The organism is Acidobacteriota bacterium, from assembly GCA_016716435.1.
In the GTDB taxonomy this organism is placed as follows: Bacteria; Acidobacteriota; Blastocatellia; order Pyrinomonadales; family Pyrinomonadaceae; genus OLB17.
In genome coordinates this window covers 385,039-407,807 of sequence record JADJWI010000003.1, presented here as the reverse complement: position 1 = coordinate 407,807, position 22,769 = coordinate 385,039, and the positions used below count along the sequence as shown (strand labels likewise).

The following is a 22,769-nucleotide window of genomic DNA, read 5'->3' as shown; positions in this document are numbered from 1 at the left end:
CGATCTTTTACTCAAAACTGAGTGCCTCGATCGGGTCGAGCTTTGCTGCCTTCCAGGCGGGAAAAATGCCGAACACGATTCCGACCAACGCCGAAACGCCGATCCCGACAAAAACGGTCCAGAGCGGAACATAGGCCGGCAGCGGTGAATACGCGTTTATCAGCCAGCTCGCAACCTGCCCGACGACGAGCCCGATAAGCCCGCCGATGCCCGTCAGCACGACCGCCTCGATGAGAAACTGCGAAAGTATGACATTCTGCGTTGCTCCAACCGCCTTTCGTATGCCGATCTCTTTCGTCCGCTCGGTAACGGAGACGAGCATGATGTTCATCACGCCGATACCGCCGATCATCAATGCGACCGCGGAGATCGCCGTCAGCACAAGATAGGTCGCGCCGGTCAGCTGATTGTATATATCCAGCAGCGCGTCTTGCGATGAAATGTAGAAATTATCAGGCTGGCCATAGCCGACACCCCGGACACGCCGGAGAACGTCTCTGGTCTCGTCGGCAACGGATGTGACATAGGAGCGATCCACCGGACGGACAACGATGATGAAGACCATCTGCGGGTAGGGGATGTCACGCCAGAATTTCTGAAATGTCGTCAGCGGAATAAAGACCGAATTGTCGCGCGATTGGCCAAAGATCGAGCCGAGATCGCCCATAACTCCGACCACCTGGAACGGCCGCCCGCCGATCTTTACTTCCTTCCCGAGCGGTTCCTCGTTGGGGAACAGGGCCTTTACGACGTCCTTGCCAAGGACGACGATGTTCGCCCGCGTGCGAAGGTCTGCCTCGGTGATAAATCTGCCGCGTTCGACAAACTGCGAATGCACTTCCTCGTAATGGCGGGTGGCACCGATCAATATCGGAGTGTCACTCTGCCTCTCGCGGTACCGAACCGTTTCGGAGATCGTACGCTGAAGAGGCGAGACGCCGACGATGTTGCGGAGTTCGGCCCCGAGGGCTTCGGCCTCGGCGAGCGAAAGATCTTCGCGCATTCGCTCTTCCTGATTCGGCTGGCGGCCAAAGGACGAATCGAACTTGGTGATGAAGACAATGTTGGAACCGATCGCCTCGAGCTGTTGGGCGAACGAACGGTTCAGGCCCTGAATGATCGAGACCATCAGCATCACGGTCACAACGCCGACCGAAACGCCGAGGATCGTCAAGCCCGAGCGGAGCTTGTTCGTTCGGACGGTATCGAATGCCATGATCGCCGACTCTCTGAAATGATCAAGCCTCATTCCCGCCGCATTGCCTCCACCGGATTAAGTTGGGCGGCCCGCCATGCCGGATAGAGCCCGCTGATCACTCCGACCACGGATGATACCCCGATACCGAGAACGACCGACATCAAGTTGATGAGCGTTGGAAAGCCGATCAACAGCGAAATAAGGTTTGCTAGCGCAAAGCCGAGCGCCAACCCGATCACACCACCCGCGGCCGCGATGACCACAGCCTCGGTCATGAACTGCCGCATTATGTCCGAGCGTCGTGCGCCGACCGCCATCCGAAGGCCGATCTCCTTTGTTCGCTCAGCCACCGAAACGAGCATTATGTTCATCACGACTATTCCGCCGACCAAGAGCGATATGGCCGAAACACCGATCGTGACCAGATAGATGTTGCTTGTCGCATCGCTGTAAAGCCCGACGAAAACATCGGCCGACTCGACCGTAAAGCCTTCGTCAAATTCCTCAACGTCGCCCGTACGGATCGCGATCATGCCGCGTCGGGCACGCATCACTGCCGTTGCCTGATCCTTGGCGTTCTCGAGCTGCGACGGATCTTGGACCTGGACATTGATGACCAGCGAGCCTCGGCCGGGCAAGATCTTGAGCGAAGTGTTATACGGCACAAGAATGAAGTTGTCGCGTGAGACACCGAGGATAGAACCAAGCGGTGCAACGATGCCGATAACGCGGACGGTTGCTCCGCGGATGCGCAACTGCCGGCCGATAACTGTCTCCGGCGGAGCATCGCCAAAAACGTTCTTCACGATATCGGCACCGATCACGGCGACATAGTGGCCGGCGTCAGCTTCGTTCCCGGTCCAAACCCGGCCGGTCTCGGCGGTAAGGTCTTCGATATCAAATTGTGATAGCGTGATCCCGCGGATCGTAACGTTCTCTTCGGTCTTGTCCGCGTACTTTACGATCTCCGACCCACGGGCGGAGTAGCCGATACGCCAGCAGAGCTGGCAGCCGCGTGCGACCGCCTCGGCATCTTCCTCGGTAACGTCACGCCGTTTGCCGACCTTTAGCATCTGCTCGCGGCTGGTGATAACGCTCGGGCCCTTTGAGATAGAGAATACGGTCGAGCCATTTGCGGAAAAGGTGTTGGCGACCGTCTCGTTCAAACCCTGAATGATAGTTACGACCGCGATCATCGACGCCACGCCGACGATTATGCCGAGCAATGTGAGAAACGTTCGGAGCTTGTTAACGAAGAGATTGCGAACAGCGAGAGCGGTGATCGACCAAACGCGGACAAGCGAGGCATCCGCCGAGCGAAGAAGCGTAGGCTGCTGCCCGAAAGGCCTTCTGTTCAGTTTCTTGCTCTCGGTTGGGATCATACTTTTCCGCTAACAAATGAATCACCAAAGAATTTATTCAATTCCCGTTCCGCCTGAGTTCTAAATCGAAATATAACCTAATTGTGCGGTCGCCCTAAGCTGTTGCACAGCAAGGTGAGGAGATCTCGAGCGAGCCGCGCTGAATTTCACGCGTTAGGAGCGGTTATTTCGCGCTTGCGCCCGCCCGCTATATGTTTTTGTGCCGGAAAGCGAAGGGCACATTATTTGCGGTCTCGAGAGGTGAATACCAGTCTGATATTCGGAACTTTCGTTTTTGGAGAGTGAAATATGGAAAAAGAAGTAAAAGCATTAGAGAAGATCGAAAAGGCACCGGAAGCTTCGCCGCTTTTTGTTGACGTTGAAAAGATGTTCGAGCGGTCAACGGAGCTTTTCCGCGATATCGGTTCAAGGGCATTCGAGTTTTTCCAAGATCGTGGCCACATGATCGGAACGCAGCTCGATGATTGGTTCAGGGCTGAATCCGAGATCCTGCGGCCGACGCCGGTCGAGATAACGGAGAACGAAACGACCATCACGCTTAAAGCAGCTGTTCCGGGCTTCCGTCCGGATGAGATCGAGGTCAGCGTCAAAGGTGACAAGGCATTCATCAGCGGAAGGTCCGGAACGGAACTGAAGAGCGAGGACGAGAAGACATTCTATTCAGAGTGGAAGAGCGACCGGTTCCACCGTGAACTCACGCTGCCTTCACTTGTGGATGAAGAAAACGTCAAGGCCGAGCTCAAGGACGGAATATTGACCCTCGCGATGATCAAGCGGGCCGAGAAAGAGGCGACCAAGGTTGCCGTAAAGACAGCCTAGTTCGCAATCGGGCCGAGCCTTGTTCGGAAAGCGGCAAGCGGTTACCATCGCCGTGGAAATTTCTGTGAAAGATACAGAGACAAAAAAGCAGCGATGGGCTTTTGTCGCTATAGGAATTCTGATCGCGGCCGTTTTGCCGCAGTTCGCGGTCGAGAGTGCGCTCTTCGCAAGGGTGCTCTCGGTCGCGGCGGTATGTCTCATTCTTTGGCTGAGCGAGACTACGCCGCCATTCGTGCCCTCGCTTCTTTTGTGGGCATTGATCCCGCTCGTTCTTGGGCCGCTTGATGCGAAATTGAATTTCGCACGCGTTATGACCTGGGCGGCGGACCCTGTTCTTGCGCTCTTCTTCGGCGGCTTCGCGCTCGGGGTTGCCGCGGAGAAGTTCGGCATCGACCGGGAGATGATCCGCTACGCGTTTCGAGTTTCCTGCACTTCGTTCTACCGCCTGCTGCTGCTCGTAATTCTGATCACCGCATTTCTTTCGATGTGGCTTTCGAACATCGCGGCGGCCGCGTTGATGATCGCCTGTCTCCGGCCGGCATTTAAGAGCTTCGCCGATGGCGACGTCCTGAGGCGGACGCTCCTGATCGGTGTGGCGCTCGGCGCCGACCTCGGCGGTATGGCGACGCCGATAGGGACCGGGCCAAACGCAGTGGCGATAGCCTCGTTGGCGGGCAGCGTAAACGTCTCATTCCTCGGTTGGATGGCCTTTGCATTTCCGCTGACGATCGGGATGCTCCTGCTCAGCTTCGGGCTCCTTTGGCTGAGAACACGTGGGCGGGTTGCCGTAGGGGCCACCGCCGGATTCGATCATTGTTCGCTCGAGCCCGTGGCGATGGCGGGCGGCGACCTTCGATCGGGCCGCCGGATCTTTCTGATCATCATGGCGGCGACTGTCGTCCTCTGGCTTGCCGAACCTCTACATGGCATCGCCTCGGCTGTGATCGCGGTCGCGGCGAGTGCGGCGCTCTTTTTCACCGGCTTGCTTGATCGAGAATCGCTCCGCCGGATCGATTGGTCCACACTTTTGCTGATCGCCGGCGGAATCACGCTCGGCAAACTCTTTGAAGCAACAGGGATCATCGCGGCCGGAACCGAAGTGATCCCTTTTGGAAGCTATTCGCCCACGCTGGCACTCTTCATCGTTTGCATTTCGGCGGCATTCTTTGCCTCGATAATGAGCAACACGGCATCGGTGATAATGCTTATCCCGATCGCGACCGCACTTATCCCCGAACCATCGACCGCGATCCTCGTCGCTATCTCGGCCTCGTTCGGTATTCCGTTCGTCATCAGCACACCGCCAAACGCGATGGCGTATGGCGAGGGCGGGCTGAGTTCCGGCGACCTTTTCTGGCCCGGGATCGTGATCATGATCGTCGGCTGCGTGCTCGTTAGCCTTACGGGCCCGGCGGTGCTGCGACTGGTGGGCATCGGATAAAAGAAGATTTCTGGAGCCTCGGCGTTATTGAGTCTTTCCTTCGGCGACAACCGGAGTCCCAATTCTGATGCAAGCTGTGGTAACATCCTTTCTCAAGGAAAGATTAATGTCTATTGGTGATCCTCCGCGTCCGGAAAGGCAGCAAAACCGCGTCTCGTACGTGGTTGAGATAATTCTTGATTCTTCCGTTGGGCGACGCTCTTCTCGAATAAGCGATCTGAGCCTTGGGGGTTGCTATGTCGAGTCGATCGCAAGCTATCGGGAAGGCGAAGAGGTCGCATTCGAATTAAGGTCTGGTGAAACCGAGCTTCGTTTTACGGGCGAAGTTGCATACGTACTTGAGGGTTTTGGTTTTGGGCTCAAGTTTACCGATCTCGGTGAGGAACATTTGCAGTTTCTCAAAGCCGTGGTAGGACTCGACTGACTTTCACACTGAGGCTTAAGTTCAAATTCCCGTCGATCTCATTGCCGATAGGTACATCCTTCTGAAAATATCCAAATCGAGGTTTCTATGGTTGGCAGCGACGATATGCTGGAGGCGATGTTCTCTATGGAGTCCGATAAGAGCGGCGTTGTGGAAGAGCCGCCCTTTCGGATGCTGGTGCTTGGCGATTGGTCCGGCGACGGCGAGCGGAAACCGCTCGGTGAAAGGCGACTGGTCGAGATAGACCGCGACGATTTTGACGACGTAATGGCGAGGCTCGGCGTAGCGCTTGAGCTTGACTACAACGGCGAACCGCTCCGGCTTGAGTTTAAGGAGCTCGATGATTTTCATCCGGACCGTATCTTCCAGAAAGTGCCTCTCTTCGAGGAGCTACGCGACCTGCGTCGGCGATTAAAGCAGGAGAGTACTTTCAACTCGGCTGCTCGTGAGGTTCGCTCGATGTTCGGGAGTCCTGAGAGCTCAGAGCCTCCAGTTGCGCCAAGTGCACCCGCGGAGGTTCCTGCGGAAGATCTGTTGGGCGCTATCCTGGCCAAGCCTTCGGGCGGTGCGGCCGTTCCGAAACCGAAACCGTCGTCCGACCTTGCAAGGCTTGTCAGCGACCTTGTCCGTCCGCATCTGGTTTCGGTTGACGAAGGCGAGCAGGCTCAAATGACGTCTGCGGTCGATGCCGCGACGAGCGGATTGATGCGCTGCATTCTCCACGACCGGCGTTTCCAGGAACTCGAGGCCGCTTGGCGAGGGCTTTTCTTTTTGGTCAGGCGAACCGAGACCTCGACCGACCTGAAGATCTTTTTACTGGACGCAACGAAGGGTGAACTGACTGAAGACCTGAAGTCCGCAGAGGCTCTTTCGGGCACGACCCTATATAAGCACTTTGTCCAAGATGCTGTTGAAGTGCCGGGCGGCGAGCCGTTTGCGCTGTCGCTAGGCAATTATGCGTTCGAAAGCGGAGTCGATGACACCGCGACGCTCATCCGGCTCGGAAAGATCGCCTCGGCGGCGAACGCGCCTTTCATTTCGCATATGCGGCCCGATGTCTTTGGCGTGCATTCGCTTGCCGAGCAGCCGGATGCCTCAGCCTGGAAACTTGCTGACGATTCGACAGCGGCAAAGCTCTGGCTCGCACTCCGCGATCAGTCCGAGGCCGTTTATCTTGGGATGGTAATGCCACGGTTCTTGGTTCGCCTGCCCTACGGCCGCGAGACCGAGCCGCTCGATACTTTCAACTTTGAGGAATTTGACGCAACGCCCGAGCATGACAATTACGTTTGGGCAAACGGCTGTTTTGCTGCGGGCCAGCTTCTTGCAGAGAGCTTCGCCGCATATCGCTGGGACATGGGCCGTGCGATGAAACAGGACATCGAGGGCCTGCCGGTGCATGTTTACAAGGTTGGAACGGAGACCGTCTATAAACCCTGCGGCGAGGTGCTGCTCAATGATAACGCGATGCAGAAACTGATGGACCTCGGCTTTATGCCGCTCGTGACGTACAAAAATTCCGACCGCGTTAAGCTCGCCCGGTTCCACTCGATCGCCGATACGGCGCTCAAAGGAATGTGGAGTTAACGTCCGCGGGTGCCGAAGAAGGCTTTATTTCTTGATCTTTAGCGTCGGAGCGTTGGTCTCCCGCAGGCGTTTCCAAAGCAGCGTTACATTTCCGTCTTTATCTGTATCGACCACGCGAAAGGCAACGATCACGTCACGCCGTTTGTCGTAGTCAAGCTCGTCGTAGGTGACGCCGTCGATCGACCGCATATAGGTGCCTTTGTAAGCGATGGACCTGAGCGCGTAAGTGATGTCCGCACGGCTACGGAATCCCTTTCGATAGCTGAAACCACCATCGTTAATACCGGCCGCTAGCTGGCGGTCAAAGGCCATAAATTGCTCGCCATCGGGCGGCGGTTTGAGCTCCGCAAGGTACCTCATCCCCGAGGTCTGCAGCGTAACGTCACCGAGAGGCACATCGCCGAGTTCGACCATTACTACTTGCTGAAGCACGGCGTCGGCCCGGAAAAACCCTTCAAGAAAAATAAGGTCAGCAAGTCGCGGCAGGCGGTAACTCTCCGTTCGGAACGAGAAGGCAATTCCGGCCCCGGGAAAATTGACGTCGAGGCATTTCTCAGTTGCGTTAAGCACCTCGACGCTTGAAACACACTCCGAATCGGCATTCAGCTTAACTATTCCTGTGTTCCGCTGCTTCAGGAAAGGTTCGTGTTCGGTCAGTAACGAGGCATCGACCGCGAGGAGTTTGGTCTCTTTCTCGTCCGGCGTGCGGTAGATGCCGCGTTTCGAGTCGAGCAGCGGGTGACTTGGCCCTGAGCGCTGACGCTCATTGATAAGGTCGATCGACCGGAGCCTGTCAAAACGGGTGTTGTCTTCGAGGACCGGCGATATCGGACGATTGCCAGAGCCCGGCGGGGTTGGGGTCGGCGTCGGTAACTGAGCAAGTGCAGCCGGCGAAGCGGCGAGAAGAAACAAGAAAAGCCGCATTGTGGTCAACATGATGCCCGTAACCTCCACTTGCACGTATGGATCGCTGAAAGGAGACGACCCGAAAAACACTAAACCGTCTTTTTATTGCTGCTATTGCGATTTATAGCACCCTTTGATGAATGGAACAACTTAATTTTTTCGGGTGAATTACCTCGTGTGCCAGTGAGATTTAACAGCAGCCGGTCTTATCTGTCAGATCACTTACGGGCTAGGCGCCCGCAAATACCGAAAATTATTGTTGGCAAACGTGTTCTGCTGGACTAGAATTTAGGGTTCGCGGCCATTGCTACGTGGAACCATGTTTGACGAGCGGTTTGATGTAATTGTGATAGGTGCGGGGCACGCCGGATGCGAGGCAGCCTCGGCCGCGGCGCGCCTCGGGGCAAATACTGCGCTCGTAACGATCAATCTCGACCTGATCGGGCAAATGTCGTGCAATCCGGCTGTCGGCGGGATCGCGAAGGGCCACGTTGTCCGCGAGATAGATGCCCTCGGCGGCATAATGGGCCGCGTGATCGACCGCACCGGGATACAATTTCGTCTTTTGAACCGCTCACGCGGGCCGGCGGTCCAATCGCCAAGGGCCCAGGCCGACCGCAGCCTTTACCGGACCGAGATGCGGCGGGTGCTTGAGGCGACGCCGAACCTGCACTTGCGGCAGGGTGTGGTGGTTGATCTAATTGTTGAGAATAATAGGGTTATCGGTGTTGAGATGCAGGACACGCGGCGTTTTGCGGCGAGGTCCGTCGTGGTCGCGACCGGTACTTTCCTCAACGGAACGATCCATACGGGCCGGCAGACCTTTTCGGCAGGTCGTGCGGGCGAGCCGGCTTCGATAGAGCTTGCCGAGTCGCTCCGCCGCCTTGGCTTCCCGGTCGGCAGGCTTAAGACCGGAACGCCGCCGCGGCTCGACGGGCGGACCATTGACTGGGACGCATTCGAACCACAGCCGCCGGATGAAAAGCCGGTGCCTTTCTCATTCGCGACCGAACGGATCGAGCAGCCGCAGATCAAATGCTACATCGGCTATACGAGCGGCGAGGTGCACCAGGCGATCCGCGATAATCTCCATCAATCGCCGCTCTACTCGGGCAAGATAACCGGCATCGGGCCGCGTTACTGCCCGTCGATCGAAGACAAGGTTGTCAAGTTTGCCGATAAGGACCGGCATCAGCTTTTTCTCGAACCCGAAGGCCACGACACGAACGAGGTTTACCTCAACGGCTTTTCGACCTCGCTTCCCTCGACGCTTCAGCTTGAATTGCTGAGGATGATCCCCGGCTTTGAAGAGGTTCAGATGATCCGGCCCGGCTACGCCATCGAGTACGACTTCATCGACCCACGGGAGATGAAGCCGACGATGGAATCGACCCGAATGGAAGGGCTTTTCCTCGCCGGGCAGATAAACGGGACGACCGGCTATGAAGAGGCCGCTTGCCAGGGCCTGATGGCCGGGATCAACGCGGCATTTGCTGCCGAGAGCCGTAAACCCTTTATTCTGCAACGAGATACGGCCTACATCGGTGTTTTGGTCGATGACCTGATTCGCCACGGAGTGGACGAGCCCTATCGCCTTTTCACGTCGCGGGCCGAGGCGAGGCTGACGCTTCGCCATGACAATGCCGACGCGCGGCTTTCGCCGCTTGGGCGTGAAGCGGGCCTGCTTGGCGATACGGATTGGGAGCGGTTCAACGCGAAACGCGACCGGTTGGCACGGCTGCGGAATGCATTGGACGGCACTCGGTTCAAGCGGTCGTCGGTTGAATATGCCTCGGTCGCCCAGTTGCTCGGCACAGACCTTGGCGATTCATTCACGATCTCGCAGCTTGCGATGCGGCAGGGTGTTACGCCCGAACTCATCCATCGTCTTCTCCCCAACGGACTTAGGTCCGAGGTCGGGGAACGCGACCTCGACACCGCTCTAGCAGATTCGCTTTACTCGGGCTACATCGAGAAGCAGAAGGCCGCAACCGAACGGGTGAATCACCACGACGCGCTGAAAGTGCCTGAAGCCTTCAGTTTTGGAGAGATCAGCGGGCTTTCGAATGAAATGGTTGAGCGGCTCGAGCGTGCACAACCGCGCAACTTTGCCCAGGTTCGCTCGATCGCCGGGCTAACGCCGGCGGCGCTTTCTACTGTCCTAGTCCACCTAACGGCCGCTCAACCTAAAGGCACTGATCGAAACTGAGAATGTGGTACGTTCCACTCCAAATGGCTAATATTTGTGGAACGTACCACATCCGTGGTTTGCTTTGACCCGCGCATAGCCTAGAATCAGTCTACACGAGCTTTTTCGGGCAAAAATTCCCTAAAAGTGCTCAATATTCGCTAAAAATGGGAAAGATCATTGCGATCGCCAATCAAAAAGGCGGTGTCGGTAAGACCACGACCGCGATAAACCTCGCGGCGGGGTTGGCGCTCGAGGGCAAAAAGGTGCTGCTCGTTGACGCCGACCCCCAGGGAAATGCGACCTCAGGCGCCGGCATCGAGAAACTCCCGAGCCGCCGTTCGCTCTACGATGCGATGATATCCGGCGATTCCGTCCGCGACCTGGTCGTCCCGACAGAGATCGACACGCTCTGGGTTTTGCCCTCGCACAAGAACCTGGCCGGCATTGAGATAGAATTCGCAGATGATAAGAATCGGGCAAAGATTCTCAAAGGCCTGCTTGAATCGATCCGCGAGTATTTTCATTACATAATCATCGATTGCCCGCCGTCGCTCGGCATTCTGACCGTAAACGGGCTCACGGCCGCGGATTCGCTGCTCGTACCGATACAGACCGAATATTTCGCGCTTGAGGGGGTTACTGAGCTTTTTGAGACGCTTTCACGGCTCAAACGGGAGTTGAACCCCGGCCTCAAGATCGAAGGTCTGCTCCTGACGATGTTTGACGAGCGGACGAATCTTTCCGCTGCGGTGGCGAAGGATCTGAGAGATTTTTACGGACCGCAGGTGCTTCGGACGGTGATCCCGCGAAATGTCCGGCTTGCTGAGGCTCCGAGCTTTGGAAAGCCGATCCTGCTTTACGACTCGAAGTCGCGAGGCGCCGAGAGCTATTTTCAACTGACGAAGGAGATAATCGAACATGGCTAGAAAACCTCTAGGCCGAGGACTCAGCGCTCTGCTCGGCGAGCCAGCCGAGAGCCCTGCGGCGATTGCCGAGGCGGCTGAAGCGTCGGGCACCGTCAAGGAGATCGATGTTTCGCGTATCTCGGGCAATCCTCAGCAACCGCGGACCCGCTTTGACGGCAAGGCGCTCGATGAGCTCGCGAGCTCGATCGCGGCAAACGGGATCGTACAGCCGATCGTCGTCCGGCGTGTCGGTAATCGATATCAGATCGTTGCCGGCGAGCGGCGTTGGCGGGCTGCTCAGCGTGCCGGTTTGCACAAAGTCCCGGTCGTGATCAAGGAGGTCTCAGATGACAAGATCCTTGAGATCGCACTTATCGAAAACATCCAGCGGGAAGAACTGAACCCCATCGAAGAGGCAAACGCGTTCCGCAAACTCATTGATACGATTGGACTTACGCAAGAGGAACTGTCCGGGCGGGTTGGCAAAGAGCGTTCGCTGATCGCCACCTCAATGCGGCTTTTGAAGCTGCCGGACGAGATCCAAAAGCTGATCGAAGAAGGCAAGTTAACCGCCGGCCACGGCCGAGCGCTCCTTCTCACAGATGACAAAGCGATTCAAGTGCGAACCGCACGTGCAATAATCGAGAAGCAAATGTCCGTTCGCGAGGCGGAGCGGACCATCAAGCGAGCGGCAGCCGATACAAGCAGCGTAACTGCTGCAAAGACACAGGTTACCCAAACGGGCGACCCGAACGTCCGGCACGCAGAAACAAAGCTCATGCGGGCATTGGCGACGAACGTAAAGATCCGCCCGAGCGGCAAAGGAAATGCGGGCAAGATAGAGATCGAATACTACAATTCGGACGACCTTAACCGGCTCTATTCGATACTGACGGGTGAAAAGGATAAGACGGCCGGATCGGTGTAAGTGTGGCAGGCACTGGGCTTATAAATTTCGAAAGGAGGAATGACGAACCGATGACCAAGCGTTTGACGGAAATGGTTTCCTGTGCGGGTTGAGTGGCCAAACTCGCCCCTGGCGACCTTGCTCAAGTTTTGAGCAAACTTCCGTTACAACCAAGCGAAAATGTGATCGTCGGTTTCGAGAATTCCGACGACGCGGGAGTTTTTCGCGTTTCGGACGACCTTGCGCTTGTCCAAACGGTCGATTTTTTCACGCCCGTTGCCGATGATCCGGTGATCTACGGCCGCGTTGCGGCGATCAACTCCCTGAACGACGTTTACGCGATGGGCGGGCGTCCAGTGACGGCACTTTCGGTGGTGTGTTACCCGCAGAAGGGCGATTGGGACGTACTTGGGGAGATATTGCTCGGCGGGCAGCTCGCGATGAACGAGGCCGGCGTCGTCGTGATCGGCGGCCACTCGGTCGACGACCAGGAAATGAAGTTCGGCTATGCCGTAACGGGCTTTGTGCATCCGGACAAGGTGGTAACTAATGCGGGAGCGATGCCGGGCGATGCTCTCATCCTGACCAAACCGATCGGGACCGGTGCGATCAATACGGCTGTGAAACGCGGCGTGGCGAGCCAGGAATCGATGGACGCATGCATTTCGGCGATGACCACATCGGCCGCCGCTGCGTCTAAAGCAATGATGGAGATCGGCGCAAATGGCTGTACGGATGTTACCGGTTTCGGACTTCTCGGCCATGCTTACGAGATGGCAAAGGCGAGCGGTGTTACATTTACAATCGAGTCGTTGGCCGTGCCGCTGCTGCCCGCAACGCTCGAGTTGATCGAGCAAGGAATGCTGACCCGCGGCGACCGCAACAATCGCGTTTATGTAGGTGATACAATCAAGTTTGATACGTCGGTTTCGGGCCTTATGCAAAGCGCACTTTTTGACCCGCAAACCGCGGGCGGTTTGCTAATAAGCCTGCCCGTAGAGCGGGCGGAGGAATATGTAGCCACCGTTGCCGGCTCGCATATTATTGGAAGGGTCGGGCCGCTCGGCGGCAAGCTGATCGAGGTCGTTTAGCCGGAGTTTTTCTTGTGCTGTTGTTCATTTTCCAGTCTATCGGAACACAGGAACTGATCCTCATCGGGCTCGTTGCGCTCATTTTTCTCGGTCCGCGGAAGTTGCCGGAGTATGCCCGCAAGATCGGCAAGATGATGGCCGACCTTCGCAATACGGCGGGCGAATTCCGATCGACCTGGGAACGCGAGGTTGACCTTGAGAGCGAGGTGAAGGCGTTTGACCTTGATGCGATCGAGGCCGAGGCAAAAGAGAAAAAGAGCGAGCCGCGGATCGCTCCGCCACGCGAGGCAAATGCCATCGAGGCCCCGGCGATAAGAGAGGTTGACGCGAGTTCTTTTCAGCGGGAGACTCAGCCCGAAGAAGCTGCGGCCGAGCCTGCCCCTGATGCCGTGGACGTTGACGACGCGAACGAACTCGACAAACGAAACTGGCTCTGAACCGGAACGACGCCAAGGGCTTACCCATTAGATGAAGCAGATCGAGAACAGAATGAATGGGCCGGCGCACGAGATGTCGTTTCTGGACCATCTCGATGAGCTCCGGAAGCGCATCGTCCGTTCGGTCGTTTTTATCATCTTCGCATTCATCTTCTGCTTCGTCTTTGCCGACAATATCTATGATTTTCTGAGTGTGCCGATCCGCAAGGCGCTCTCCGAGGCCGAGCGGCGTGAGCTACCGGTCGAGGGGCGGACGGGCGAGGAGCGAATACTTCCGCTTTCATCGCTGAAGCCCGGTGACAGCGGCCGCTACGTTTTTGACCGTGCAACAACTCTTGGGGTCAGCGTGGTTCAACCCGGAACTTCGGTGCGGGCCGTGGTCGGACAAAATGCCGAAGGCAAGATCGGGCTTTTTACCGACGAGCCGATCTATACCATAAACGCCGTTATTCCGGCCGGCGTGCTTTTACCGGTCGATCTGGCGCCCGATGCGGTGCCCGAGATGGCGGCCGATGAGCGGATGATCGTCACGACCGCGCAGGAGCCCTTTACGCTTTATGTAACGGTTTCGCTCTATGCGGCGATCGCCCTTTCGGTGCCGTTCTTGCTTTTGCAGATCTGGGGTTTTATCTCGCCGGCGCTCTATCAGCACGAAAAGTCCTATGTAACGCCGTTCATTTTACTCTCGTCCGTTGCCTTTGTTGCGGGAGCGGCTTTTGCGTACTACATTCTATTTCCGCCGGCGGCGAGGTATCTGCTCGGGCTCGGGTCGGATTTCAGGCTGTTGCTAAGAGCAACTGACTATTTCGATCTGATCACGCTGATAATGCTCGCGATGGGCGTTATCTTTCAGATGCCGGCCATTGCCTACGTCCTTGCCCGCATCGGGCTTATCACTCCGCGGTTGATGCTGAAAAGTTGGAAGATCGCCTTGGTCGTGATCCTGATAGTTGCCGCCGTCATCTCGCCGACCGGCGACGCCGTAAATCTCGCACTTTTCGCCTCGCCGATGATCGCTCTTTACGTCTTTTCCATCTTTATCGCGTGGGCATTCGGCAAAGAGCGGCAGCACGAGCGCCCTGCCGCTTGAACTGACACTACCGAAAGCAACCCAAAATAGGGCTTTGAGCATCTTGAACAAGCGGGGATAACTGTCTAAAATCTAGAATAGGGAAATTTACCCATTTCTTCGGGTTACCTTTGTGTCTACCGTCTGAAGTTTAGGAGCAGTTTTTATGACGAAGAACTATTTTGTTCGTTTTGTATTTCTGGCCGCCGCGTTGATGCTGGCGGCGAGCGTTCCGGTCTCGGCCCAGCGTGATAAGAACGATAAGAATCGGCCAAATCAGGATCCGACGGAGCGTTCGCGCAATGTCAAGCCTGAGTTGAAAGAGGCTTACAAGCGTTGGCTCGACCAGGACGTTCCGTACATCATTACGAAGGAAGAAAGGCGAGCGTTTCAAGCGCTTCAGACCGACGAAGAACGCGAGAATTTTATCGAGAATTTCTGGCGTCGGCGTGACCCGAACCCGGACACCGAAGAGAATGAGTTTCGCGAGGAGTATTACGAGCGGATCGCGTACGCTAACGAACGCTTCACGTCGGGCATACCGGGTTGGCGTACCGACCGCGGCCGTATATACATCGCATGGGGCAAGCCGGATTCCATCGAATCGCGACCCGCGGGCGGCGCCTACGACCGACCGGCTTACGAAGGCGGCGGAACAACGACTACCTATCCTTTTGAGATCTGGTTTTACCGTTACCTTGACGGTGTTGGTGACGGTGTCGAGATAGAGTTTGTCGATCCAACGGGAACGGGAGAATATCGCCTTGCTCGCAACGCCAACGAAAAGGACGCCCTTTTGTTTGTTCCAGGTGCTGGGTTAACGCTTTCTGAATCGCTTGGCCTTTCGAGCAAGGCCGATCGAATCTCCGGGATCAATGCGAACAACACTTACACACGTGAGCAGGATATGCCATTCCGGAGGCTTGAAGTCCTTACAGCCCTGCAACGTCCGCCTTCAGTTAAGTTTAGCGATATGCTTGACGGAATTACGGGCGGCGATGTCGTCCTCGACAACAACCCTCTCAATTTCGATCTTCGTGTGGACTTCTTTCGGCAATCCGCCGACCGTGTGATCGTTACGTTTACAGTTCAGACCCCGAACAGTGAACTGCAGTTTGAGAATCAAGGCGGGGTTGAAACCGCCCGGCTAAATATCCTTGGGCGCATCATCGCCGTTTCGGGAAAACGATCTGGCATCTTTGAAGATGCTGTGACGACCTATGCGACGCGAGAAGAGCTTGCGACGATGCGGGAGCGCAAGTCGATCTACCAAAAGGCATACACGCTGACGCCGGGAACCTACAAGGTCGATGTGGTCGTCCGCGATGTTGCCACCGGCAACCGCGGCATCATCAATCAGGGCTTCACGGTTCCGCGTTACGACGACAAGGCGCTTTCGACCTCGACGCTCGTGCTTGCCTCGACCCTTCGCCCGACCGAGGAACGCGACATCGGCGCGATGTTCGTTATCGGCAATGCGAAGGTGATCCCGAATCTCGAAGGCGTTTACAAGAAGGGCCAGGACGTCGGTGTTTATATGCAGGTATATAATGCCGGCATCGACCAGACGACGCTCCGACCAGCGGTTTCGGTTGAGTACATCTTGACCAAAGGCGGCAAAGAGGTATTTCGCCAACCGGAGAATTGGGAAGGGCTTTCCGATTCAGGCCAGCGTTTGACGCTCGCCAGGCTGCTGCCGACCATCGGCCTTGAGACCGGCGATTACGAGATCAAGGTCTTGACCACGGACAAGGTCAGCCAGCAGGTCGTGGAGAACAAAGGCAAGTTTCGCATCATTGATTAGCGAATGCCGCCTCGAACGATAACGAAAACGGCTCCGGCAAAACTCCGGGGCCGTTTTTTTTCTCCGCTGGCGATGCCGGGTGTTGGTGACATTGCGGGCAGAATGCGTTATATTTTTTTCACGAATTGGGAACGGCGGCGACTCACACCGCCCGAGTTCGATAAAGTTTGCCGCGGCCACCGACCGGAAGGAAGCCGCACCACCTTGTCAAAACCCTGATGATCGTCGGAACGGAATGGCTTATTGAAGCTGAGGGATGCGATCCCGAACGCTTGCGGGACGAAGCTTTGCTTCGCCATGTACTCGGGCGCGTTATCGCCGGCCTTGAGCTGAAGTCGATCGGAACCGTCTGGCACAAGTTTCCCGGCGAGGGCGGAGTTACAGGCCTGATCGCCCTGACGGAATCGCACCTCGCCTGCCACACCTATCCCGAATACGGAACCGCGACGTTCAATCTATATTGCTGCAGAACGCGGCCAGAGTGGAACTGGGAGGCGGAGCTTAAGGCTTCGATCGCGGCTGTGAATGTGACGATAACGAAGATCGAACGCGGTACCGCTATGACAGACGATGCTGACCCAATGACACGATCAGCCGGAGGTGGAGAATGAGCGTGCTTGCCGCAAATTGCCCTTCGTGTGCCGCGCCGATCGAGTTCAAAAAGGGCTCGACGATCGTGCTCGTTTGTCCGTATTGCCGCTCGGCGATAGCACGGACAGACCGCAAGCTCGAGGATCTTGGCAAGGTCGCGGAGATCGCCGATTCGCAGTCACCGCTCAAGCTCGGACTCAAGGGCGAGTTCAAAGGAAACAGATTTGAGCTGACAGGACGAGCCCAACTCAAGCACGAGCTTGGCGGTTTCTGGGATGAGTGGTACGCGACATTCTCAAATGGCTGGGTCGGTTGGCTTGCGGAAGCGCAAGGGCGCTTCTACATGACCTTTTTTCAGCCGATTCCGGAAGGCAAGGCGATACCCGGGTACGACGAGATCGAGGTTGGAAAATACGTACCGCAGATTCCCTCGGACGGGCCGCTGATGGTGCTCGAGAAAGGCGTCGCAACGGCCGTCGCGGCAGACGGCGAGATCCCCTATCAGCTCGTCCCGAATGAGCAGTCGCGGTATGCCGACCTGAGCGGACAGAACAGCCAGTTTGCGACCATCGACTACAGTATGTCGCCGCCCTGGGTCTTTCTTGGGCATCAGGTGACGCTCGAAGAGATCGGGCTCGGCGACGCACGGCCCGCTCAGCGAGAGGCACGGCGGACGACCGCGGGAGCGATGGGCTGCCCGAACTGCGGAGGCCCGCTTTCGCTTACGGCTCCGGACAAGGCCGAGCGTGTTTCCTGCCCAAACTGCTCTTCGCTGCTGGATGTAAACCAAGGAAACCTCAAATATTTCAAGGCCCTCGAACCCTGCCCGACTTCCGATCAGTTTCTGCTCAAGGTCGGACAGGAAGGAAATTTTCCTGGCGACGTCAAGTTTCGCATCATCGGCCGCATGGTCCGCAGCGTCACCATTGACGGCACGACCTATTATTGGCACGAGTATCTGCTCTATAACCCGATGGTCGGCTTCCGCTGGCTTGTCCACTCGGATAACCATTGGAATTTCGTTGAGCCGGTCAACCCGGCCGAGGTCGAGATGCCGGCCAACATCGGCAAGGGAGTGACCTCACGCTACAACGGGCAGACTTTCAAGATCTTTCAGGATGCGCAGGCATTCGTTCGTTACGTTGACGGCGAGTTCTATTGGCGAGTGGAACAGGGCGAGCGCGTCCGGGCGGTCGATTATGTTTCTGCCCCATTGATGCTTTCTCAGGAAATGACGACGGGCGAGATGAATTGGTCGGCCGGCGTTTACATGACCAACGAGGAGATCGAGAAGATCTTTGGCATCTCAGACCTGCCGCGGCCCTGGGGCGTTGCACCTAACCAGCCTTTTACCGGTTCGTGGTATTACACATGGGGAGCAGTGCCGCTGCTTTTGCTGATCATCGTCGGCATCTTTATGTTGCCGATCGCCGGCACCGGGACGACCGTTCTGAACCAAAAGATGGAGATCCCGCCGCTGGCCAATGCAACTCAGCCCCAGGCGATCTTCAGCCAGCAGTTCGAGCTGAAGGCGAACCGCAATGTACGCATCCGGGCGTTCGCACCGGTCAGCAATTCCTGGGCTGATCTTGACGTTGACCTGATCAACGACCAAAGCTTGGAGGTCGAATCGGTCAATATCCCGATCGAGTACTACAGCGGCACGGACAGCGACGGAGCCTGGACTGAGGGCAATCAGTTCCAAGACGCGACCGTTTCATCATTGCCGGCCGGTAGATACACTCTCCGGGTCGAAGGTACCTGGCAGAACTGGCAGCAGTCAATGCCGATATCGGTCAGCGTTGCCCAGGGCGTTAATCGCGGCGTCAATTTCTTTTGTGCGTTGCTGGTGCTTCTGATCGTTCCGGTGATCGGGATCGTCAGAAAGCTTTCTTTTGAATCGCGACGCTGGAGCGAGAGCATGTTTGGCTCAAGCGGCAGCGACGATGAATAGGTTGATATGGCGAGAATACTTTATTTAATATTCGGGATGTTCGTGCTTGTACTCTACACGTCGGCCGCCTGGTTCGGCTGGGAGCTTGCCAATTCGGGCAGCAAATCGCGGCTCGGCGTGCCGTTCTTTTATTCTGGATTTCGTGGAGGAAAATAGATGTCACTTTTTGACCTGAGTATGCCGTTGGCCCTTGTGGTCAAGTTCGATCAACTGGTGGAGGTCCTGGTTACGACCATCATCTTTGTCGTCATCGGGCTTGTCGTTTTTGCTATCGCGTTCTTTGCACTGGATAAACTTACGCCCTTCTCGATCAGAAAAGAGATCGAGGAGGACCACAACACCGCATTGGCGATCGTTATCGGCTCCCTGATACTCGGCATCGCCCTCATCGTTTCGGCAGCGATCAGCGGTTAGCCAAGCAGGCGAAAAGCGGGGAATGGAAAATGGATAGCATCGGCGGCGAATCGCATCTTCCATTCGGCTTTATCCATTTTCCGTTTTTATGAAACGCATTCCGCTTCTTTTCCTTAACGTAGTCATCATCGCCACGTGCGGGCTGATCTACGAACTTCTTGCCGCGACGGTCTCAAGCTACGTCCTCGGCGATTCGGTCACACAGTTTTCCCTCATCATTGGCATCTACCTGTTTGCCATGGGCGTCGGCTCATGGCTTTCCGGTTTTTTGGAGAAGGATCTTGCGACAAAGTTCGTTGACATCGAGCTTGCCGTTGCGTTGATCGGCGGGTTTTCGGCACCGCTGCTATTTCTCACCTTCGCGAACGTTTCCTATTTCGCCGTCATTCTCTATTCGATGGTCTTCATCATCGGAGCTCTCGTCGGGCTTGAGATACCGTTATTGATGCGGATCCTGAAAGATGAGCTCGACTTCAAGGACCTTGTCTCGCGAGTACTGGCATTAGATTACGTCGGTGCTCTCGTCGCGGCCCTCCTTTTCCCGATCTTTCTCGTTCCGAAGCTCGGGCTCAATCGTACGTCGCTGCTCTTCGGTATGCTCAACGCGGTGGTTGGGCTCTGGGGCACGTGGCTGCTTGAGCCGCTGATCCGTCGCCGCTTGACCGTGCTCCGCGTTAAGGGTTTCGTCGTTCTGGTTTTGCTCGGGATCGGGTTCATAAAGGCCGACTCGCTGACGACCATGGCCGAGGACGCGCTCTTTCCGGACCAAATCGTTTACGCCAAAAGCTCGCCGTATCAGCGGATAGTCGTCACCCGCGGGAAGCTCGGGCATTCGCTCTTCCTGAACGGTAATCTGCAGTTCAATTCCTTTGACGAATACCGCTACCACGAAGCCCTCGTCCATCCTGCTTTTGCGGCGTTCGAAGGCGAGCCGCGGCGTGTGCTTGTGCTCGGCGGCGGCGATGGCCTGGCCGTCCGTGAGATCTTGAAATATCCGTCGGTCGAGAGCATTACGCTGGTCGATCTCGATCCGCTGATGACGGGCCTCTCGAAAGAGCTTCCGGCGCTTGCAGAGCTTAACCGCAATGCAATGGAAGACCCGCGGGTCTCCGTTATCAACGCCGACGCGTTCGTTTGGCTTGATGACGCAAAGTCGCCGCCCTTTGACATCGCAATAGTCGATTTTCCCGACCCGAACAACTTTGCCCTCGGCAAGCTTTACTCGACCCGCTTCTATAAACTGCTCCGCGAACGGCTTCAACCCGAAGCGGCCGTCGTGATCCAATGCACCTCGCCGCTTTACGCCCGCAAGTCCTTTTGGTCGATCATCAAGACGCTTGAGGCCTCCGGTTTCACGGTCAAGCCGTTTCAGACAACAGTTCCGAGTTTTGGTGTTTGGGGCTATGCACTCGCCAAGATGCAGCCATTTGAAAGACCAACTGTTCCACGCACGGGAGTCGAGTTCCAATTCCTGACTGAAACGTCATTCGCTTCGCTCTTTGATTTTCCAGCCGATATGGCGATGCCCTCGGAAGAGATCGAGATCAATCGGCTCGATAACCAGGCACTCGTCCGGTACTACGAAGTTGAATGGCGCAGGTTTGAGTAAATTCAATATCAAACAGGATAGACAGGATAAGCAGGATGGTGGACGACGAACTGACGGGTGCGATAATATACGCGAGCTTCGAGGTCAGCAATGAACTCGGAGCGGGGTTTCTGGAATCGGTGTACGAAAAAGCTCTTATCGTGGCGCTTGCACAAAGAGGTCTGAACATAAATGCTCAAGTTCCTTTGAAGGTGAGGTTTAGGAACGTCATAGTCGGAGATTTCTTTGCCGACCTTATTGTCGAGGATAAAGTGCTTATAGAGCTAAAAGCGGTTTCGCGTTTACTTCCGGAACATAAGGCTCAGGTCATCAATTATCTGAATGCCACCGGGATCGAAACGGGATTGCTCCTTAACTTTGGCAACCCGCGCGTCGAGTACTATAGATTGCATAAACGAAAAGATCCTGACCATCCTGTAGATCCTGTTTGAATATTCCGTTGTGACCTTGACCCGCCGTGAATTGCTGAAGACCTTCCTCGGAGCGCCGATCGCTTTGGCGGCGTGTGAGCGAAGCGCGCCGCGGGCTTTTCCGGAGGGCGAGATCGTCGGTGCGAATTGGCAGCTCGGGCATGTGCTTCGCGAGGGAAGGGTGTTTGAGGTTGCGGCGGATAAATGGCAGCAAGTGCGGGTCGCGATAGTCGGCGCCGGAGTGGCGGGGCTTGCGGCGGCTTGGCAGATGAAGCGAAAGGGCGGGAATGACTTCGTCGTGCTCGAACTTGAAAAGGAAGCGGGCGGGACGTCGCGTTCAGGCGAGGGCTCGCCGGTCGGATATCCATGGGGCGCGCATTATCTTCCGGTGCCGTTTCGTGAGAATGCGGAGCTGATCGAGCTGCTTGATGAGATGTCGCTCATCGAGAGCCGGAGCGATGTGGGCGACTTGATCGTCAAAGAGCAATACCTCTGCCGCGAGCCCGAGGAGCGAGTGTTTTACAAGGGGCGATGGTATCCGGGGCTCTATCTCCACGTCGGCGAAAGCGAGGCGGACAAGCGGGAGCTTGCAGCGTTCGAAGAAAAGATGAACGCCTGGGTCAATTGGCGCGATGCACGCGGCCGACGGGCGTTTGTCGTGCCGGCGGCACTTGGGTCGGATGACGCCGAGGTTGCTGCGCTTGACCGCATCTCGTTCGGGGACTGGCTTCGGCGTGAGGGCTTTACCTCCGAGAGACTTTTTTGGTATTGCGACTACGCCTGCCGCGACGACTACGGGCTGAAGCTCGAGGAGACGTCGGCGTGGGCCGGGCTATTTTACTTCTGTTCGCGAGTGCGGAAGAGCGGCGAGGAATCGCAGCCCTTCATCACGTTTCCTGAGGGGAATGGGCGATTTGTCCTGCACATGGCCGAACGAGTGCGCGGGAATTTGCGGCCCTCGCACGCGGTCGTTTCGATCGTTCCCGGCGATGGCGGTGCTGATGTCATATGCTTGGCGGATGGCGAACTCCGCGGCTTTCGCTGCGAAAAGGTGATCTTTGCCTCGCCGGTCTTTACGGCACCTTTCGTCATTCGCGGCTTCAGCGAAGACCGGCCTTTTGATGCTTCGGCGTTTCACAGTAACTCATGGTTCGTTGCCAATTTGCATATGAAGGATCGGCCGCGGTCGCGGTTTGCCCGCGATTTTCCGCTCGCCTGGGACAACGTGCTTTACGAAAGTCCGTCGCTCGGCTATGTAAATGCGACGCACCAAAAGGGCATCGACTACGGCCCGACCGTTTGGACCTATTACTACCCGATGTGCCACGAAGAGAATGGGCGGACGAAGCTCTTCAATTACGAGTGGCGCGAGCTTGCCGAGGTTGCGCTCACCGACATCGGGCGGGCGCACCCGGAGATCTGGGAACTGACCGAAAGGCTCGATATAATGCGATGGGGCCACGCGATGATCAGCCCGCGGACGGGCTTCATCTGGGGCGGCGAGCGGCAGAAAGCGATGCGGCCCTACCGCAATATACACTTTGCCCACACGGACCTGAGCGGGATCGCATTGTTCGAAGAAGCGTTCTTTCATGGCCTACGGGCAGCGGCCGAGGCCCAATGAGTGTGA

At 56.6% G+C, this 22,769-nt stretch carries 21 protein-coding genes; 18 read left to right on the top strand and 3 right to left on the bottom strand.

All coding sequences use genetic code 11. The annotated features are described in order from the left end of the window. Nucleotides 1-7: 7 nt before the first annotated feature. Nucleotides 8-1,249 (bottom strand): ABC transporter permease, encoded by a 1,242-nt coding sequence (locus IPM21_05070; protein ID MBK9163273.1) that lies wholly within the window; start codon nucleotides 1,247-1,249, stop codon nucleotides 8-10. Beyond that, complete coding sequence (locus IPM21_05065) at nucleotides 1,246-2,580, bottom strand: ABC transporter permease (protein MBK9163272.1); 1,335 nt, start codon at nucleotides 2,578-2,580, stop codon at nucleotides 1,246-1,248. Before IPM21_05065 ends, IPM21_05070 begins: the two co-directional genes overlap by 4 nt. Nucleotides 2,581-2,868: 288 nt before the next feature. On the opposite strand from IPM21_05065, the gene IPM21_05060 reads away from it, so the two are divergent. The 4 genes from IPM21_05060 to IPM21_05045 all read left to right on the top strand — a co-directional run bounded on the left by IPM21_05060 (nucleotide 2,869) and on the right by IPM21_05045 (nucleotide 6,851). Further along, the gene (locus IPM21_05060; GenBank protein ID MBK9163271.1) at nucleotides 2,869-3,399 is read left to right on the top strand and encodes an Hsp20/alpha crystallin family protein; all 531 of its coding nucleotides are present in this window, start codon (nucleotides 2,869-2,871) and stop codon (nucleotides 3,397-3,399) included. A 64-nt stretch (nucleotides 3,400-3,463) separates the two neighbouring features. After that, entirely contained in the window at nucleotides 3,464-4,840 is a 1,377-nt protein-coding gene (locus tag IPM21_05055; protein MBK9163270.1) for an anion permease, read from the top strand. Nucleotides 4,841-4,946: 106 nt separating this feature from the next. Continuing rightward, nucleotides 4,947-5,264 carry a PilZ domain-containing protein gene (locus IPM21_05050; protein MBK9163269.1) on the top strand — a complete coding sequence of 106 codons (318 nt, stop codon included), beginning with the start codon at nucleotides 4,947-4,949 and terminating at the stop codon, nucleotides 5,262-5,264. Nucleotides 5,265-5,351: 87 nt separating this feature from the next. After that, complete coding sequence (locus tag IPM21_05045; GenBank protein MBK9163268.1) at nucleotides 5,352-6,851, top strand: type VI secretion system contractile sheath large subunit; 1,500 nt, start codon at nucleotides 5,352-5,354, stop codon at nucleotides 6,849-6,851. A 24-nt stretch (nucleotides 6,852-6,875) separates the two neighbouring features. Here the strand turns inward: IPM21_05045 and IPM21_05040 are convergent, their stop codons facing one another. Next, a complete protein-coding gene (locus tag IPM21_05040) occupies nucleotides 6,876-7,787 on the bottom strand; it encodes a hypothetical protein (protein MBK9163267.1) in 912 nt (303 codons plus the stop codon). 289 nt (nucleotides 7,788-8,076) lie between these two features. On the opposite strand from IPM21_05040, the gene mnmG reads away from it, so the two are divergent. From mnmG to IPM21_04970, 14 genes are all read left to right on the top strand, one after another. Beyond that, the gene (mnmG, locus tag IPM21_05035; GenBank protein ID MBK9163266.1) at nucleotides 8,077-9,966 is read left to right on the top strand and encodes a tRNA uridine-5-carboxymethylaminomethyl(34) synthesis enzyme MnmG; all 1,890 of its coding nucleotides are present in this window, start codon (nucleotides 8,077-8,079) and stop codon (nucleotides 9,964-9,966) included. 146 nt (nucleotides 9,967-10,112) lie between these two features. Then, nucleotides 10,113-10,874: a ParA family protein gene (locus IPM21_05030; protein MBK9163265.1), complete on the top strand. Its 762-nt coding sequence runs from the start codon at nucleotides 10,113-10,115 to the stop codon at nucleotides 10,872-10,874. Further along, nucleotides 10,867-11,781 carry a ParB/RepB/Spo0J family partition protein gene (locus IPM21_05025; protein MBK9163264.1) on the top strand — a complete coding sequence of 305 codons (915 nt, stop codon included), beginning with the start codon at nucleotides 10,867-10,869 and terminating at the stop codon, nucleotides 11,779-11,781. The genes IPM21_05030 and IPM21_05025 overlap by 8 nt, the downstream gene beginning before the upstream one ends. 50 nt (nucleotides 11,782-11,831) lie before the next feature. After that, a complete protein-coding gene (gene selD / locus IPM21_05020) occupies nucleotides 11,832-12,851 on the top strand; it encodes a selenide, water dikinase SelD (protein ID MBK9163263.1) in 1,020 nt (339 codons plus the stop codon). A gap of 14 nt (nucleotides 12,852-12,865) precedes the next feature. Then, nucleotides 12,866-13,288, top strand: a complete 423-nt coding sequence (locus IPM21_05015) for a twin-arginine translocase TatA/TatE family subunit (protein ID MBK9163262.1) — start codon at nucleotides 12,866-12,868, stop codon at nucleotides 13,286-13,288. Between the two features lie 31 nt (nucleotides 13,289-13,319). Next, nucleotides 13,320-14,378 carry a twin-arginine translocase subunit TatC gene (tatC, locus tag IPM21_05010; protein ID MBK9163261.1) on the top strand — a complete coding sequence of 353 codons (1,059 nt, stop codon included), beginning with the start codon at nucleotides 13,320-13,322 and terminating at the stop codon, nucleotides 14,376-14,378. A 145-nt stretch (nucleotides 14,379-14,523) separates the two neighbouring features. Continuing rightward, nucleotides 14,524-16,161 (top strand): GWxTD domain-containing protein, encoded by a 1,638-nt coding sequence (locus IPM21_05005; protein ID MBK9163260.1) that lies wholly within the window; start codon nucleotides 14,524-14,526, stop codon nucleotides 16,159-16,161. 218 nt (nucleotides 16,162-16,379) lie between these two features. Continuing rightward, a complete protein-coding gene (locus IPM21_05000; protein MBK9163259.1) occupies nucleotides 16,380-16,772 on the top strand; it encodes an S-adenosylmethionine decarboxylase in 393 nt (130 codons plus the stop codon). Further along, entirely contained in the window at nucleotides 16,769-18,706 is a 1,938-nt protein-coding gene (locus IPM21_04995; protein ID MBK9163258.1) for a DUF4178 domain-containing protein, read from the top strand. Before IPM21_05000 ends, IPM21_04995 begins: the two co-directional genes overlap by 4 nt. A gap of 6 nt (nucleotides 18,707-18,712) precedes the next feature. Continuing rightward, entirely contained in the window at nucleotides 18,713-18,862 is a 150-nt protein-coding gene (locus IPM21_04990) for a hypothetical protein (GenBank protein MBK9163257.1), read from the top strand. Between the two features lie 21 nt (nucleotides 18,863-18,883). After that, a complete protein-coding gene (locus IPM21_04985) occupies nucleotides 18,884-19,120 on the top strand; it encodes a DUF350 domain-containing protein (protein MBK9163256.1) in 237 nt (78 codons plus the stop codon). A gap of 88 nt (nucleotides 19,121-19,208) precedes the next feature. Beyond that, complete coding sequence (locus IPM21_04980; protein ID MBK9163255.1) at nucleotides 19,209-20,729, top strand: polyamine aminopropyltransferase; 1,521 nt, start codon at nucleotides 19,209-19,211, stop codon at nucleotides 20,727-20,729. A gap of 35 nt (nucleotides 20,730-20,764) precedes the next feature. After that, nucleotides 20,765-21,160 (top strand): GxxExxY protein, encoded by a 396-nt coding sequence (locus tag IPM21_04975; protein MBK9163254.1) that lies wholly within the window; start codon nucleotides 20,765-20,767, stop codon nucleotides 21,158-21,160. Between the two features lie 10 nt (nucleotides 21,161-21,170). Beyond that, nucleotides 21,171-22,763: an FAD-dependent oxidoreductase gene (locus IPM21_04970; GenBank protein ID MBK9163253.1), complete on the top strand. Its 1,593-nt coding sequence runs from the start codon at nucleotides 21,171-21,173 to the stop codon at nucleotides 22,761-22,763. Nucleotides 22,764-22,769 lie beyond the last annotated feature (6 nt).

Coding starts and splice junctions, on each gene's coding strand:
- IPM21_05060 (MBK9163271.1), top strand. CDS start 2,869: ATGGAAAAAGAAGTAAAAGCATTAGAGAAGATCGAAAAGGCACCGGAA.
- IPM21_05025 (MBK9163264.1), top strand. CDS start 10,867: ATGGCTAGAAAACCTCTAGGCCGAGGACTCAGCGCTCTGCTCGGCGAG.
- tatC (MBK9163261.1), top strand. CDS start 13,320: ATGAAGCAGATCGAGAACAGAATGAATGGGCCGGCGCACGAGATGTCG.
- IPM21_05030 (MBK9163265.1), top strand. CDS start 10,113: ATGGGAAAGATCATTGCGATCGCCAATCAAAAAGGCGGTGTCGGTAAG.
- IPM21_04995 (MBK9163258.1), top strand. CDS start 16,769: ATGAGCGTGCTTGCCGCAAATTGCCCTTCGTGTGCCGCGCCGATCGAG.
- IPM21_05050 (MBK9163269.1), top strand. CDS start 4,947: ATGTCTATTGGTGATCCTCCGCGTCCGGAAAGGCAGCAAAACCGCGTC.
- IPM21_05045 (MBK9163268.1), top strand. CDS start 5,352: ATGGTTGGCAGCGACGATATGCTGGAGGCGATGTTCTCTATGGAGTCC.
- IPM21_05005 (MBK9163260.1), top strand. CDS start 14,524: ATGACGAAGAACTATTTTGTTCGTTTTGTATTTCTGGCCGCCGCGTTG.
- IPM21_05070 (MBK9163273.1), bottom strand. CDS start 1,249: ATGAGGCTTGATCATTTCAGAGAGTCGGCGATCATGGCATTCGATACC.
- IPM21_04975 (MBK9163254.1), top strand. CDS start 20,765: ATGGTGGACGACGAACTGACGGGTGCGATAATATACGCGAGCTTCGAG.
- IPM21_05040 (MBK9163267.1), bottom strand. CDS start 7,787: ATGTTGACCACAATGCGGCTTTTCTTGTTTCTTCTCGCCGCTTCGCCG.
- IPM21_04985 (MBK9163256.1), top strand. CDS start 18,884: ATGCCGTTGGCCCTTGTGGTCAAGTTCGATCAACTGGTGGAGGTCCTG.
- IPM21_05000 (MBK9163259.1), top strand. CDS start 16,380: ATGATCGTCGGAACGGAATGGCTTATTGAAGCTGAGGGATGCGATCCC.
- IPM21_04980 (MBK9163255.1), top strand. CDS start 19,209: ATGAAACGCATTCCGCTTCTTTTCCTTAACGTAGTCATCATCGCCACG.
- IPM21_04990 (MBK9163257.1), top strand. CDS start 18,713: ATGGCGAGAATACTTTATTTAATATTCGGGATGTTCGTGCTTGTACTC.
- mnmG (MBK9163266.1), top strand. CDS start 8,077: ATGTTTGACGAGCGGTTTGATGTAATTGTGATAGGTGCGGGGCACGCC.
- IPM21_05065 (MBK9163272.1), bottom strand. CDS start 2,580: ATGATCCCAACCGAGAGCAAGAAACTGAACAGAAGGCCTTTCGGGCAG.